A 13,919-nucleotide genomic window follows, 5' to 3' on the forward strand; every position below is an offset into this window, starting at 1 on the left:
TTTAACAGACAACCTTCCTATTACTTAATAGTGATTGCAAGCTCCTTATTCCTTCACGCTTCCTACATTTAGACCGACCACAAAATATTTCTGCATGAATGGATAAACTAGCAAAATTGGAACCGAAGCAACGATCGTAACGGCTGCCCGTATGGAGATTGGTGTAACCATGGCATGTACCGACTCCTGAGTCATCCCTGTCCCATTATTTACACTAGGGTTACTGTTCGAGTTCATAGTAGAGGATAGCAGCTTCATTAATTCATATTGCAATGTACTCAAGTTCTGGCGGGAAGAGGTGTAGATAAACGCATCAAACCATTGGTTCCACGCACCTACTGCAACAAAAAGGGCGATGGTAGCAAGAACAGGTTTACACAAAGGGAAGACTACTTTCATGAAGATCTTGAATTCCCCGGCACCGTCGATTCTTGCAGATTCCATAAGACTCTCATGTAAGGTACCAATATAAGTACGGATAACGATCATATTAAATGCACTTACCATGGACGGGATTACATATACCCAGAACGAATTGAGCAAATGAAGATCCTTCATAAGGAAATAGTTTGGAATCAGACCCGCACTAAAATACATGGTAAGGACGAATATAAAGGTAATATGTTTGCGGAAAACATATTCTTTCCGGCTTAATGTATACGCAAGCATCGTAGTTAAAAATAGATTCAGGATCGTAGATATCACTGTTCGTGCTACCGAAATCCAAAAAGCATTATAAATTGTACCTGAGGCAAAAACCGCTTTGTAGTTCTGTATGGTCCACTCTCTAGGCCATAAATAAATGCCGCCGCGGATGGTATCATTCCCCGCATTAAAGGAGACTGCTATAGTATTCAGGAATGGATACAAGGTAACAATAACTAGACAAACCATAAATATAGTATTGAAGGTGCTGAACACTACGGGTTCGAACCTCAGATTTTTCATCCGGTTTCCAGCATTACTTTTTGGAGATTTTTGAGGAATCAATTGAGTTTTTTCCATGATTATAACAGCCTCTCTTCCCCTAGCCGCTTCGCAGTCCAGTTAGCTAATAGCAGCAACGTTACACTTACGACTGTTTTGAAAATACCACCCGCGGTAGCTAAGGAATAATTCCCTTGCGCTATACCATATTTCAATACAAATATATCAATCGTTTCCGACCAATCTACGACAAGCCCGTTTCCTAACAAGTACTGAACCTCAAATCCAGCTTCCAGTACATGTCCTACGGACATTATTAACAGGATTACAATGGTTGCTTTCATGCCCGGCAAAGTTACATGACGCATTTTCTTATACCGGTTTGCTCCATCAATCTCAGCAGCTTCATATAAAGCCGGATCAATAGAGGCGATAGCCGCCAAGTAGATGATAGTACTCCATCCGACTTCTTTCCAGACGTGTGAAGCACCTACAATACCCCAGAAATACTTCCCTTCACTCAACCAAAGGATCGGTGAATCAATGAGATGCAATTTCATGAGCACGATGTTGATAATCCCGTCATTAACCGAAAGAGAAGTAGCTACAATGCCTGTTACAATAATCCAAGAGAGGAAGTGAGGCAAGTAGGATATGGTCTGAACGGTTCTTTTCCAAAATACATTTTTGATCTCATTAAGCAGCAATGCCAGTATTATCGCAGTCACAAATCCTAGAACTAGATTAATTAGGCCCATGGCCAACGTATTGCGCAGTACTCTCAAAAAGCTATCGTCCGTAAAAAGAAACTTGAAGTGTTTTAAACCCACCCATGTTTGTTCACTAAATGCTCTAGCTGGTTTATAATCTTGGAAAGCCATCGTCCATCCCCAGATGGGAACATAAGCAAATAGTATAATATAAAGCATTAATGGAACCGACATCCAAATCAGCTGTTTCTGATTCTTAATCAAGGTCATAGTAATCGGTTGCTTCTTTTTTCTTTTAGGATGCCGGTTAACTTTTTTCCCCGTTAATATCTCATCCATATATGTTTTCTCCCCACATCATCCATATATTTCAGAAAGTGGTTGGCCTAATAAGCCACCACTTTCTGATTTTTAAGCAAGCTCTAACTATTTAACACTCCAAGTATCAAATCTCCATTTAAGCTGTTCATTGATTTTGTCTTCATAGGCTTTGACATTCGCTTTACCAATTTCTCCAACAAAGTCATTCCAAACCTTATCGAATTCTGATGGACTGGCCAAGATTGCTTTTGGCAGGTACTTGGTTCGCAATTCATTCAGCTTCGTTTCGGCAATTTTGGCATCTGAGCCTTCAACAAGATCTATGGACCAAGCTGGATAAGCTACTGGGTTCGGCTCAGGCTCGCTGAAGAAATCCACATAACTGTTGAAGCCATAAGCATCAAGGATTTCCTTGTCATACGGCTTGAGTGCAGCCCGGTATTCTTCTGGTTGAGCCGCAGCATCTGTTGAGTTTCCATCCTCAAAGAATCCTTGCAATTTCGGAGCTGTAGCATACCAAGCATCTGCTTTGTTGCTGAGCTTCCATGTAGCATCAACTGCGTTCTTCCGTTGTTCTTCATTTCTTATAAAGCGGCCATTTTCCACTTGATAATCTTCACCTTCGATACCCCAAGTGAAGATTTTTTGCCAATCTTCTTGAATCAATGTATCCATTAGTTTAATAATTCTTTCAGGATTTTTGGCATTGATACTGATCCCGAAGCCATTATTCAAGTTCAGCGCTGGGCGATCCAGATAATAATCTTTAGTGCTGGTATCAAACACAAGTGGAAGTCCTACATAAGTTCTTTCATCTTTACCTTGTGTCCGGAGTGAATCTTCTGCTGAACCAAAGTTCCAGTGCTGATCAAACATTCCCAGAACGGCTCCACTGGACAGTTTTGCCAAATATTGATCGTAGTTTTGCACAAATGTTTCTTGGTCGATAACGCCCAATTGGTTCATTTCATTAAGCTTTTGATAGTATTGCTTAGCATAGTCTTTATCTGCGAAGATTTCTGCAACGTTATCATTAACAACCACTCCGCCATCATTCGGGTGCCCGATCAGATGCTGAGGAGCGTTAAACAATCCCCAGTTTCTCCAGTCGTTGTTAAGAATTTCGAATCCGATGGTTGGCGTTCCATCGATAGTTGGATATTTTTCTTTATATTTCACAATGAGGTCAAAATACTCGTCCAAGGTCTTCACCTTTGGATAACCAGCATCTTTCAGGATGTCCTTCTGAATCCAGAAAGCAGGACCTGCATAATAGGTTGTATTCACTTTACCGTTATACGCACCATAATTCGGAAGCGTATAAATATGTCCATCATTCGGGTCTTTCATCATGTTCCAGTAATCTGCGTAATGCGCTTTCAAGTTTGGAGCATATTGTTCAATCAAATCTTCAAGCGGGATAAAAGCTTCCGCTCCTGTCAGCTTAGTATTGGCAGTCATCAAATCCGGATAATCCTGACCGGCAATCATTACGCCTAGCTTCTGGTTAAGATCCCCAGCTAAGAATTCGAAATTGAAGGATGCGCCTGTTTTTTCTTTAATCATTTTGTAAATTTTATTATCTGGTGTTGGTTGCTGGCCTGCTTCTCCAAGAAAGATACTAATTTCAAAAGGTTCAATCTTATCAGAATCTGTTCCTGCAGCAGTTGAAGTGGCTGTTTCTGCTGGTTTGTCTTCCCCTTTAGCCGTCGTATTGTTGCTGTTATTTCCTCCGCACCCTGCTAAGGTAAAGCTTAGGGATAACACAGCAATCAGACTAAGTTTCCATTTGGATATTAACTTGCCCCCCATAAAGCACCTCCATATATTTGTTGGTGTAACAATGTTGTAAGCCCTTACAAGTTAAATTATAGAGGTGATAATCTTCTGAAAATACGCCAGAATTAAAGATGTACCCCCAAAAAGTTTAGGTATTAGTGTTTTTAAATTCGTTAGGGCTCATATGCAGTTTTTTTTCAAATTGCTTGAGGAACTGACTATAATTGCCATAGCCCACTTTTTCAGCGATTTCACTATTTTTTAATTTATTTTGTTGAAGTAAATGTACTGCCTCTTTTATTCGGAGGTTATGCAGCTGTTCATTGAAATTAATACCGTTCTTCTTGATCAATAATTGACCCAGATATACCGGGTGCAGGAAAAAAACCTCTGATAGTCTCTTAATGGTAAGACATTCGCGAAAATGCTCTTCAATATAATTGTTAATCTCCTGAACAATCCCCTGTGATTTTAGGTTTTGTTCCTTAAGAAGGATATCGATACTGGCCTCGCCGCAGAATAGCAAATTACGCATTAAGTCCGTCAAGGTGATCATTGAGTCTAACATCGCGGGGATTCTAATTTGATTAGATAAGGAGGACTCATGAACTTCACTGGCTTCCGAGGTAAACTCAATAATCTTATACATCATATGAATAACAATTTTCTTCACAACCTCTGGAGCGATGCGCTGTTCCCGGAAACTGCGGGCTGCCGAGTTCACAGCTTGGCTAAAGCCTGCGGAGTCCAGGGTGTTAATCGGTCTTATCAAGTCATCCATCAGTTGAATTTGATCATAATGATAACTAAAGGGACTATCCTTAATCTCCTGATAAGTCAGGATCTCTACATTTTCAGAATAATAAAAATAATACATTAATGTTTCTTTCGCCATTCGGTAACTGTTCCCGATCTGAAGCAAAGAGCCTACACCAGCACCTGCTGCAATATATAAAGCTTGTTTGGGGTGTTCATTCAGCAAAGGAGTTGCAATCTGATCGATCACAGCTCCCTCAGTGGACAATGAATTGTATCCATATACGATTCCAAAACAATGACTTTCCAGATCCATCAGAAACATCGAATCTTTATCGGTTAGGAGGGCTGAGGCTTGCTCTCTGATCTCCGTATATAAAACCGGCTCTATCTGTATCAAACAAATATTCCAATGGCTTTTACCTTCCGATAGTCGGTTCAGTACCTCCTGATTCGACTGCTCAGCTTTCTCATGCAGCATTCCTTTCAGGAGAGAAACAGCCTCCTCCGCGGAGGCTATTTGATTTAAACTGCGCTTCTGAGCTTCCTGCTCCAGCTCCTGATATATCTCCAGCAATTCTTCTGCCGCCTCTTCCGGAAACACTGGCTTCATCAGATAATGATTAATTCCATAGTGTATAGCTGTCTTGGCATATTCAAACTCACTATAACCACTTAGTATGGCAAATTTGATCTCCTTAATCTCAGCTTGTTGCCAAGCTGCGACCATCTCCAGCCCATTCATTAGCGGCATATTAACATCCGTAATTACAAGATCTGGCTCTAGCTGTTTCATTAGCTCCAGCCCCTCTTTGCCATTGCTGGAGGTCCCACATACCTCAAAGCCAAGCTCCTGCCAATCAATCCACAGCTGCATCGCTTCAAGCGCACTAGGCTCATCATCGATCAATAATACTTTGTATTTCATTGGGGGTCCCTCACTTTCTAGCTATTCTTCCGTTCCAGGAGTTTTAGTGGAATGTCAAAAGTGACAATGGTCCCTTCATCCGGAACGCTGCTGATATCAAAACGGACCTGATCTTCATAGTACAATTCTAATCGGCGGTACACGTTGCGGATTCCGATATTCGTTCCCGAAGACGCTTCATTTTGAACATTACCTAATAATTCTTGCAGCTTCTCTGGCTCTATCCCTTTACCGTTATCAGAGACGGTAACTTTTAATCGTCCCTCCTCCACTAACGTCTTCACTTTTATCACACCTAGTCCCTCTATGGCCTGTAGACCATGTTTGCAGGAATTCTCAACGAGCGGCTGCATGCTTAGCTTGGGAATCTTATATTGAAGCGACTGCTCATCGATCTCAAATTGATAGTCGAATTTATCCCTGAACCGGAATTTTTCAATTTTCAAATACATCTCGATGAAAGTCATTTCTTCTTCCAAGGTAACGAGATCCTCTTTCCAGCTCAGCAGCCGTCTAAGTAATTTCGATAAACTCTTAATGATATCCGTAACATCCGAGTAATTATTTTTAGTACAGACCACCAAAATGGCATTTAACGTATTAAACAGAAAATGCGGATTCATCTGGCTTTGCAGGAAATTCAGTTCAGCTCTTACTCTTTCCATCTCCAGATTATTTTTTTGAATCTCCAGTTTATATACATCATTGATCAAGGAATTAATGGTAGTGGTCATCCTGTTAAAATTACGGATCAAGCCCCCGATCTCATCCTGACCTTCATCAATCCGAATCAGCTCAAATTTCTCATTGGATACTTTCTGCATATGTCTGGACAACCGTTTCACCCGATAATTATAGGATCTTAACATCACATATAAAAAAGCGGTTGTGATTAGCGTGACAATAGACGCCAGAATCCCTGCATAAATCCGAATCTCCATTATCGCTTGGGCAATACGCTCACCTTGTGTAATTCCTATTATCCGCCAGCCTTTTATATAACTAGCTCCGCCGACGGGTACAATATGCACATCCTCCTTGCGCTCATCATCCTGCAGCTTGAACACGGGATAAGGTTCCGTGGTGCCTCTTTGATACCCGCTTTGGGCAGACATAATAATCTCGTCCTGCTCGTTAACCAGATAAAGACTCAAGTAATCTTTTTCTCTGATAATCACGTCATATATTTTACTGAGATCCAAATCAATTCTAAGCAGCTTTTCAAATTTATTGTATGAGCTGTAAGCGTCCATTCGCTCAATAACACTCAAATAAGGCGCTGTAGAAATCACACTAGAGATGTCACTCATATGATAAGCGGCAAGAAACAGATGTTTATTCGCAGCCTTCGACTGCTTATACCATTCACTATTCATAACCTTTTCATTGATGACCTGATAGTTGCTGCCAGAAACAATGGAATCATTGTTCGTGAATACAGTAATCCGTTCAATCTGATTGTTCACCGGCATATAGCTATTCATGCGGCCTCTTAGCTGTTCATCAAAAGTGTCATAGAATTCAATAGAGTTCCCATACGTCCGCTCAAGCAATTCATACAGGTTCTTATCAGCAGAAAGCGTATAGCTGACAGCTACCCCACCTTCAATGAAGTCATGAATATCCTTTCGGGCTCTTTCTAAGGATATCTCTAGATTCTGCTGCTCTCTCGATTTGATCAGATCGGAAATCCGATCCAAAAAAACAAGGTTAATAATAATGATAGGGAGAAGAACACCTATGATATAAATAAGGGAAAATTTATAATTTAAGGGAATATCATTCACTACTTTTCTAAATCTGAATTTTTTTCTCTCCATATGAAACACCTTGCTTCCCCTAGAGCTGTTGGTTCTTATTCTCATTTTTATACACGGATGGTACTACCCCTACAAGCAGCTTAAACTTATCTATAAAATAATCAGTGTTAGAGAATCCCACCTGCACCGCTATATCCGATATCTTTAACTGTGTTCGCTTCAGCAGACTTTTTGCCTCTTCAATCCGTTTGGCATTTAGGTATTCACTAAAACCCTGACCCGTTTGCTTTCTGAACAGTTGTCCCAAATAGGTAGAATTAATATGAAATTGTTGTGCCAAATCCTGAAGCTTTAATTTATTCCGAAATTCCCGATCCACATACTGAATAACCTTGTAAATCGTATTTTGTTCATTCTGCTGCTCTAGTTCAGACAGATAGACGGCAGCCCGTTCACACAGACTTTGTACATAACGGCTTAATATAAAATAATCACTAAGCTCACCTAGATTTCCGTATTCTTGCTGAAGCTTAATCATAATCGTATCCGGGTCTCCATTCATTTGAGCTATAATTCTACAGATCGTAAGCTCTAAATGGGCCACTTTTGCTTTTACAACTTCAAGGGTCAACAGATTCTCAACGAAAGCAGTGAACGCTTCTTTTACACAAGGCTGGATCTGTTCCGTATCATTCGTTTGGACCTTATGCAGCAGCTGTCTGAAATGATCCTCATGAGGTTCTTCCTTTTTCAGGCTCCTAAGCTCACTATAATAAAAGACCCCTCTTTTCTGCTGATGCGTTTTTCGTTTCCATACCTCAAGTGCCTGCCTATAAATCTCTCGAATCGAGCTCACCCCGACCATTCTGCTGCTAAGTGCTAGAAAGACCAGCTCCTGTGATTGTTCAGTGAGATCTGAATGCATCTGGTTGACGATAGTCTCCAGGCTCTCATTGCCGATAGAAGCAGACTGAAGAATGATCCCCGCTCTTCCCGATCCGTCTTGAAAGAAGCAGAAGTGTTCCTCAGAAAAATAATCACTTATCTGCGGTTGGAATGGATTCATAGAGGAGGCCGGTTCGATAAGAATACACATTAACTCTGCATCCGCTTGAAGCTTCAAGGTGTTTCGGGTTAGAAGCTCTAAATTTTCGTTATACTCCCCTTGGATCAGGCGGTTGATGATATTATTTACGATAAAAAATTGCTTTTTATCAAACTCCTCATTGGAAGCGATTTCATTTTGGATTATTGGAGTGATCCTGCTTAATAAAGCCTCTATTTCTTCATCATCAATGGGCTTTAATAAATATTCATTTACCCGCTGGCGCAATGCCGTACGTGCATATTTGAAATCATCATATCCAGACAAAATCACAAATTTAGGAGGTTTCTCCATCACCTCATTCAACTTTGTAATAAGCTCAAGACCGTTAATTACAGGCATATTAATATCCGTAAGAACCAGTTCCGGTTTATTCTCCTGGATAAGCCTCATCGCATCCGTGCCGTTTTGAGCTTCACCACAAACTTCATAACCGAATTTTTCCCAGTCGATCATCGTCCTTAGCCCCTCAAGAACCCAGGGTTCATCGTCCACGATCAGAACCTTAAGCATGATGTTCGCTCCAATCTTATTAAGATAAGCCCGCGCTTTACACCAAAATATATAGATCATGCTATCATACTTGGATAATGATGTGAATTCATAAATTTTCCTTCTTTTGTTTAAAACAGTACTTTTTTTACTTGAAAAAACGTACAAAAAACGACATATCCTAAATTTCAGATACGCCTTTACAAGGGCCCATCATTCCATTATCATGGTTTACATCGAGTAAAGAATTACATAGTGTAAACCATATGGGAGGGCTAAGATATGAGCAGCTTATCTAAGTCTGCTAGATTTCCACTTTTCATTCTGATGTTGAATCTATTTATCGCTTTATTAGGGCAAGGTATGGTTATTCCCATTCTACCTGAGTATCTGAAGCTGTTTAATGCGTCAGGAGCTGCTGCCGGATATCTTATTGCAGCTTTTGGAGCAGCACAGTTTATTTTTTCACCTATAGGGGGACAGCTTTCGGATAAATGGGGAAGAAAATCAATGATCATTTCCGGAATGTTTTTAACCGTGCTTTCAGATCTGATATTTGCTGTCTCTACGACATTACCCCTACTCTATATCGCAAGATTTATTGGGGGTATAGGTATCGGAATCATGGTTCCTTCCAATATGGCCTACGTCGCTGATATCACCACCCATGAAACCCGCGCTAAAGGTATGGGGTACTTGGGGGCTTCCATGAATTTGGGTATGGTACTTGGTCCAGGGTTAGGCGGCATTATCGCTGGGTTTGGCATACGGATGCCTTATTTTTTTGCGGGTGGACTTGGGCTTATCGCTACGATACTTTGTTTTTATATGCCAGAGACACTCCCAAAGGAAAAACGGAAATCCGTTAACAAATGGGCCCCTCGCGAATCCATTCGTAATCAAATCGTAAATTCATTCCGGACGTCCTATTTCCGCTATCTTCTGCTCATTCTGATCATGACATTTGGTCTGATGAATTATGAAACGGTGTACGCCCTTTTTGTGGAACAAAAATACGGTTTTGATGCAACGAAAATCTCAATCATTATTACGGTTGGTGCTATTATAGGCATTATTGTGCAGATCTGGCTGCTTGATCATCTGATTAAGAGACTTGGCGAGATAAAGCTTATACGTATATCATTGGTGATGACCGCTATAACCTTATTGTTGATGATATTCAAGATCAATTTAGGTTATTTATTAGTTGTATCCGGTTTATTTTTTGCTTTTAATGCTTTTTTACGACCCACAGTAAGTACATTGATTGCCAACTCAGCTGGTGATCGGCAAGGATATGCTGCCGGATTAAATACAACGTATACCAGCATAGGAAACATACTTGGACCCATTTTAGCAGGATTGATGTTTGACAAACACATGGATATCCCCTATATTTTTGGGGCAATTATTCTGGCCTCTGCCTTTTTCATCACCCTACAAAAAACAAAAAAAGAGCAAGAACGGAGTGTAACCCATGACTGAGAACTGGCACCAGAATTTAAAAAACAGAAACCGGGAAGAATTGATTGCTGCGGCGAAGGATCTTTTTATGAAGCAAAGCTTTCTCAAAGTTAATATTAAGGATGTCTGCGACGTGGCTGGTGTAAGCCGGGTTACCTTTTATAAGCATTTCCAGTCCATGAACGAACTGATTTTTGAGGTCCAGATGGAAATTCTGGAGAGCATGACGCAATTTGTTAGAAGCGCACCTTCTTCAATTGAAATGAATGGTAAGCAAATGCTTGCTTCGATGCTTAATGCTTGGATTGATTATGCCCGGCAACACCCAGGTTACATCAAATTCATTCTTCTATTCGATTTGCATTTTGAAGCCTATGATTACAGTAAAGAACTCAAAGAAAATTACAGAAATTTTGTGATGCGGGGTAAAGAACGACATTTCTTAATGGATGCTCTGGAGGCCGGAGTTAAAGATGGATCATTAAAATTTGATACAGAACCCTTATCCACTGCTCATTTCATCTTCACGTCTATGATGGGTTTATTGCAGAAAATGAGCCTGATTTCCAAAGACGATTTCAACAACGAACTTCAGGATATTCAAATTGCTAACCGATTTGTGGACATGTTAGTTCAGTATTTAAGTACAGAAAGTGATGAATCTCCTGCCTTGAGGTAAGGGGACCCATCACTTTCTCCGTAATAGAAAGAAGTAGTTAAATGAAATTATTCTGCTTTAAGGAGCGGTTAGACTCATGTTTGATTAACCATTCTTTTCTGGCAAGCCCGCCTCCATAGCCCCCCAATTCACCATTGCTATTTATCACTCGATGACATGGAACCAAGATTGAGAGTTGATTGGTGCCATTCGCCCTTGCTACAGCGCGGCAAGCAGAAGGATTGTTGATTTTCTCTGCAAGCTCCTTATAAGAAGCTGTCTGTCCCAGAGGTATTTTCCGGAGTTCATTCCACACCTTTTGCTGAAAGTCTGAGCCCAGATAACGAACCGGCGTTGTAAATTCCGTAAGTTCACCGGTGAAATACAGCTTCAATTCCTCCTCAATTTGGTCAAGGACGGCTACCTTTTCAGGTAATATAGTTGCATTTAAGCGAATGCGTAATCTCTTGATTTCATTTTCAAGTCCCTTGCGATCCACAAATTCCAGCAGTAAAAGACTCTCTTCATCGGAGATGGCCAGCATAGAACCCAATATCGTTTCTATCCAAGTACAGTACAGCACTTTAATCTGCTTGGAATGATTCGGGACAGTCCCCATCGTTCGTGAAAAAGCATCCCTAAACCCATTGCTCGAATCGTACCCGCTTTCCAGTTGTGCGTTAATGATTGAATCCCCATTCCTAATATGTTTGAATGCCAGTCCTAAACGTCTAGAACGTGCATATTCGATAAAGGTCATTCCAAATTGTTTCTTAAATTGGCGGCGTGCCGTGTTTGCACTAATAGACAGCTCATCAAAATCTTTATCTGTCCATTTTCGTTCCGGATTGCTCTCAATAGCTTCTACAAGCAGCTTTACTTCAGGAGACATTTTTGTTGGATTGGATAGCGGCTGACACCTTTTACAAGGTCTATATGAAGCTAATAAGGCTTCCTTGGCTGTAGCAAAAAACTCACAATTTTCTTTTAATGGCTTTTTAGCGGGACAAGTTGGCCTACACATGATGCCCGTTGTTTTCACTCCTACAAAAAATACGCCCTCATAATTCGAGTTTTTCTCGACCAGCATCTTATAATATTTATCGATATCCTGCTCATTAGTTATCATTGTGTGGTTAGCTCATTTCTAAATAAAGTCCTGAGGCATCAAGCATTTGCCGGGCATTTTCTTGGAGGTTATGTTGTGCCTGAAAGAAACTACGCGGTCCATAGCTAATCCGTTTCACGCCAATATTTTGCAATTCATGATTTGAAAGCATACTGTCCATAACCATGATATTCACAGGCAGTGGCGATTTTTTAACAAATTGTTCAATCAAGCTTGGATCAGCGAGCCCCGGTATAAAAATCCCATCCGCTCCAGCGTCAGCATAAGCATAGGTACGTTCTATAGCTTGATTGACTAGATCCATCGAATGTTCCTTAGCCTTGAAAAAGATATCCGTTCTAGCGTTAATAAACACGCGCTTTTGCAGTTTGGAGGCTACTTGTTGTATGGTTTTGATCCTCCGGCTTTGTTCGCTAGTCTCCCATAGTTCATTGTTAGGATGATTTACGATCTGATCTTCAAAATTGATACCACAGATGTCTAATTGAAATAACTGCTCCATGTTATGCGCTAAAATATCCTCATCTATAGCATATCCACCTTCGATGTCTACGGTCAATGGAACCGCTACTCGTTCGGCAATCTTTGAAATCATCCAAAGCATAAGCTCAAATGTAAGCTGTTCACCGTCCGAATATCCCCACGCTTCCGCCATGGAATAGCTGCTAGTTGCTACCGCCTTTGATCCAGCTTGCTCTATTGCTTTAGCCGAGGCTACATCCCAGCAGTTGTACAGGATCAGTGGATTTTTTTGATCATGCAGCGTTTTAAAATAGTCATAGTTTTTAGTGTTCATAAGTGGTCATCTCCATTTAGTTAAGAATAGAACCACTATATAATAGACATCCATTATCGATACCAGAAAAATTAACACCAATCTTTTTTTCCACAAAAAAAACACCGATAGATAATCTAATCCTCGCAGGATCAGATCATACCATCGATGCCAGTTTGCCGATTAAAGTTCTACCTTACGGAGTGATTGTTTTGGTGATGGTTTGGATGACTTTTTCCCTGTCCCCATCGGTAGGATTTGTGGAGCTGCGATCCCGATCAGAACTACGATAATCCCGATCCAGCGAAGTAATGATACCTCTTCTTGCAGAACTAACACGGAGGCTACTACAGCTGCCGGTAACTCCGCTGCCCCTAAAATCGCGCCTAGACCTGAACCTAGCTTCGGAACCCCGATCGAAAAGAACAGAACTGGAATTACGATGCCCAACAAACCTAGAGGTAGGCCGTATTTCCAAAGCCCATCGGTAATCGCACCGTCATATAAAAACGAAGGCGAAAAAACAGTCATAATAATAACCATTGCACTAGTGGTCATATACAAGCTTTTATTAACGGCAGGTACCTGCGTAGCTACTCTTCCACTGACAAAAATATAGAAGGCAAACGACACAGCTGACATTAAGCCAAAAATCACACCAGTGGTCGTAATTCCACCTATACTCGGCTCAAGGATGCCCCCCGCTAATACTGTACCAATTAGAAGGATAACCATCGAAATCACTTTTTCCCGACTAGGAAGTTTTCGATCTACAACCGCCTCCAGAATTACACCGATCCAAGTAAATTGGAATAACAGTACAATCGCAATCGAAGCAGGTAATTGTTCAACGGCGAAGCCATAAAAAATGCCAGTTAAACTGATGGTGATCCCAGCGGCTAATAATTTCCCGCCTGTTTTTAACCCTAATTTCTTTCGAGAAAATAATAAGACCAGCAAGAGCAGCATACACCATCCAAAAAAGTATTGTGATCCTACCAATTGTTTCATTCTAAAGCCATCGTTCATTCCAAGCTTGACGATCGTAGAGAGTGAGCCATAACTACAAGCGCCTAAAAAAACTAGTAAAGCATATTTGAATAACTTCATATTCA

Annotated in this window: 11 protein-coding genes; 2 read left to right on the forward strand and 9 right to left on the reverse strand. The window is 40.8% G+C overall.

Features of this window, described 5'->3' with window-relative positions:
• Positions 1-45: 45 nt before the first annotated feature.
• The 6 genes from MHI32_RS26040 to MHI32_RS26065 all read right to left on the reverse strand — a co-directional run bounded on the left by MHI32_RS26040 (position 46) and on the right by MHI32_RS26065 (position 8,799).
• Positions 46-948: a carbohydrate ABC transporter permease gene (locus MHI32_RS26040; protein ID WP_139329891.1), complete on the reverse strand. Its 903-nt coding sequence runs from the start codon at positions 946-948 to the stop codon at positions 46-48.
• Positions 949-1,007: 59 nt separating this feature from the next.
• A complete protein-coding gene (locus MHI32_RS26045) occupies positions 1,008-1,976 on the reverse strand; it encodes an ABC transporter permease subunit (RefSeq protein WP_076130468.1) in 969 nt (322 codons plus the stop codon).
• 87 nt (positions 1,977-2,063) lie between these two features.
• Positions 2,064-3,770, reverse strand: a complete 1,707-nt coding sequence (locus MHI32_RS26050) for a sugar ABC transporter substrate-binding protein (protein ID WP_340011307.1) — start codon at positions 3,768-3,770, stop codon at positions 2,064-2,066.
• A 115-nt stretch (positions 3,771-3,885) separates the two neighbouring features.
• Positions 3,886-5,421, reverse strand: coding sequence for a response regulator (locus MHI32_RS26055; RefSeq protein WP_076302395.1), 1,536 nt, complete (start codon positions 5,419-5,421; stop codon positions 3,886-3,888).
• Positions 5,422-5,438: 17 nt separating this feature from the next.
• On the reverse strand, positions 5,439-7,241 hold the full coding sequence (locus MHI32_RS26060; RefSeq protein WP_076184836.1) for a sensor histidine kinase: 1,803 nt from the start codon (positions 7,239-7,241) through the stop codon (positions 5,439-5,441).
• 19 nt (positions 7,242-7,260) lie between these two features.
• A complete protein-coding gene (locus MHI32_RS26065; RefSeq protein WP_076184797.1) occupies positions 7,261-8,799 on the reverse strand; it encodes a response regulator in 1,539 nt (512 codons plus the stop codon).
• 261 nt (positions 8,800-9,060) lie between these two features.
• Between MHI32_RS26065 and MHI32_RS26070 the strand changes: the two genes are divergently transcribed.
• Positions 9,061-10,263, forward strand: a complete 1,203-nt coding sequence (locus MHI32_RS26070) for an MFS transporter (protein ID WP_340011311.1) — start codon at positions 9,061-9,063, stop codon at positions 10,261-10,263.
• The gene (locus tag MHI32_RS26075) at positions 10,256-10,921 is read left to right on the forward strand and encodes a TetR/AcrR family transcriptional regulator (RefSeq protein WP_339188480.1); all 666 of its coding nucleotides are present in this window, start codon (positions 10,256-10,258) and stop codon (positions 10,919-10,921) included. The genes MHI32_RS26070 and MHI32_RS26075 overlap by 8 nt, the downstream gene beginning before the upstream one ends.
• A gap of 37 nt (positions 10,922-10,958) precedes the next feature.
• Here MHI32_RS26075 and MHI32_RS26080 read toward each other — a convergent pair whose 3' ends face one another.
• From MHI32_RS26080 to MHI32_RS26090, 3 genes are all read right to left on the reverse strand, one after another.
• Positions 10,959-12,029, reverse strand: a complete 1,071-nt coding sequence (locus MHI32_RS26080; RefSeq protein WP_340011314.1) for a trifunctional transcriptional activator/DNA repair protein Ada/methylated-DNA--[protein]-cysteine S-methyltransferase — start codon at positions 12,027-12,029, stop codon at positions 10,959-10,961.
• Between the two features lie 7 nt (positions 12,030-12,036).
• Positions 12,037-12,825: an isocitrate lyase/phosphoenolpyruvate mutase family protein gene (locus MHI32_RS26085; RefSeq protein ID WP_340011317.1), complete on the reverse strand. Its 789-nt coding sequence runs from the start codon at positions 12,823-12,825 to the stop codon at positions 12,037-12,039.
• 162 nt (positions 12,826-12,987) lie between these two features.
• Positions 12,988-13,914, reverse strand: coding sequence for a DMT family transporter (locus tag MHI32_RS26090; protein ID WP_076130480.1), 927 nt, complete (start codon positions 13,912-13,914; stop codon positions 12,988-12,990).
• Between the last annotated feature and the right edge of the window lie 5 nt (positions 13,915-13,919).

Source organism: Paenibacillus sp. FSL H7-0690 (assembly GCF_037980415.1).
Classification (GTDB): domain Bacteria; phylum Bacillota; class Bacilli; order Paenibacillales; family Paenibacillaceae; genus Paenibacillus_AQ; species Paenibacillus_AQ odorifer.

What these genes read in the sequence shown, in the direction of transcription:
- MHI32_RS26040 (WP_139329891.1), bottom strand. Translation starts at nt 948, where the DNA reads ATGAAAAATCTGAGGTTCGAACCCGTAGTGTTCAGCACCTTCAATACT.
- MHI32_RS26045 (WP_076130468.1), bottom strand. Translation starts at nt 1,976, where the DNA reads ATGGATGAGATATTAACGGGGAAAAAAGTTAACCGGCATCCTAAAAGA.
- MHI32_RS26050 (WP_340011307.1), bottom strand. Translation starts at nt 3,770, where the DNA reads ATGGGGGGCAAGTTAATATCCAAATGGAAACTTAGTCTGATTGCTGTG.
- MHI32_RS26055 (WP_076302395.1), bottom strand. Translation starts at nt 5,421, where the DNA reads ATGAAATACAAAGTATTATTGATCGATGATGAGCCTAGTGCGCTTGAA.
- MHI32_RS26060 (WP_076184836.1), bottom strand. Translation starts at nt 7,241, where the DNA reads ATGGAGAGAAAAAAATTCAGATTTAGAAAAGTAGTGAATGATATTCCC.
- MHI32_RS26065 (WP_076184797.1), bottom strand. Translation starts at nt 8,799, where the DNA reads ATGCTTAAGGTTCTGATCGTGGACGATGAACCCTGGGTTCTTGAGGGG.
- MHI32_RS26070 (WP_340011311.1), top strand. Translation starts at nt 9,061, where the DNA reads ATGAGCAGCTTATCTAAGTCTGCTAGATTTCCACTTTTCATTCTGATG.
- MHI32_RS26075 (WP_339188480.1), top strand. Translation starts at nt 10,256, where the DNA reads ATGACTGAGAACTGGCACCAGAATTTAAAAAACAGAAACCGGGAAGAA.
- MHI32_RS26080 (WP_340011314.1), bottom strand. Translation starts at nt 12,029, where the DNA reads ATGATAACTAATGAGCAGGATATCGATAAATATTATAAGATGCTGGTC.
- MHI32_RS26085 (WP_340011317.1), bottom strand. Translation starts at nt 12,825, where the DNA reads ATGAACACTAAAAACTATGACTATTTTAAAACGCTGCATGATCAAAAA.
- MHI32_RS26090 (WP_076130480.1), bottom strand. Translation starts at nt 13,914, where the DNA reads ATGAAGTTATTCAAATATGCTTTACTAGTTTTTTTAGGCGCTTGTAGT.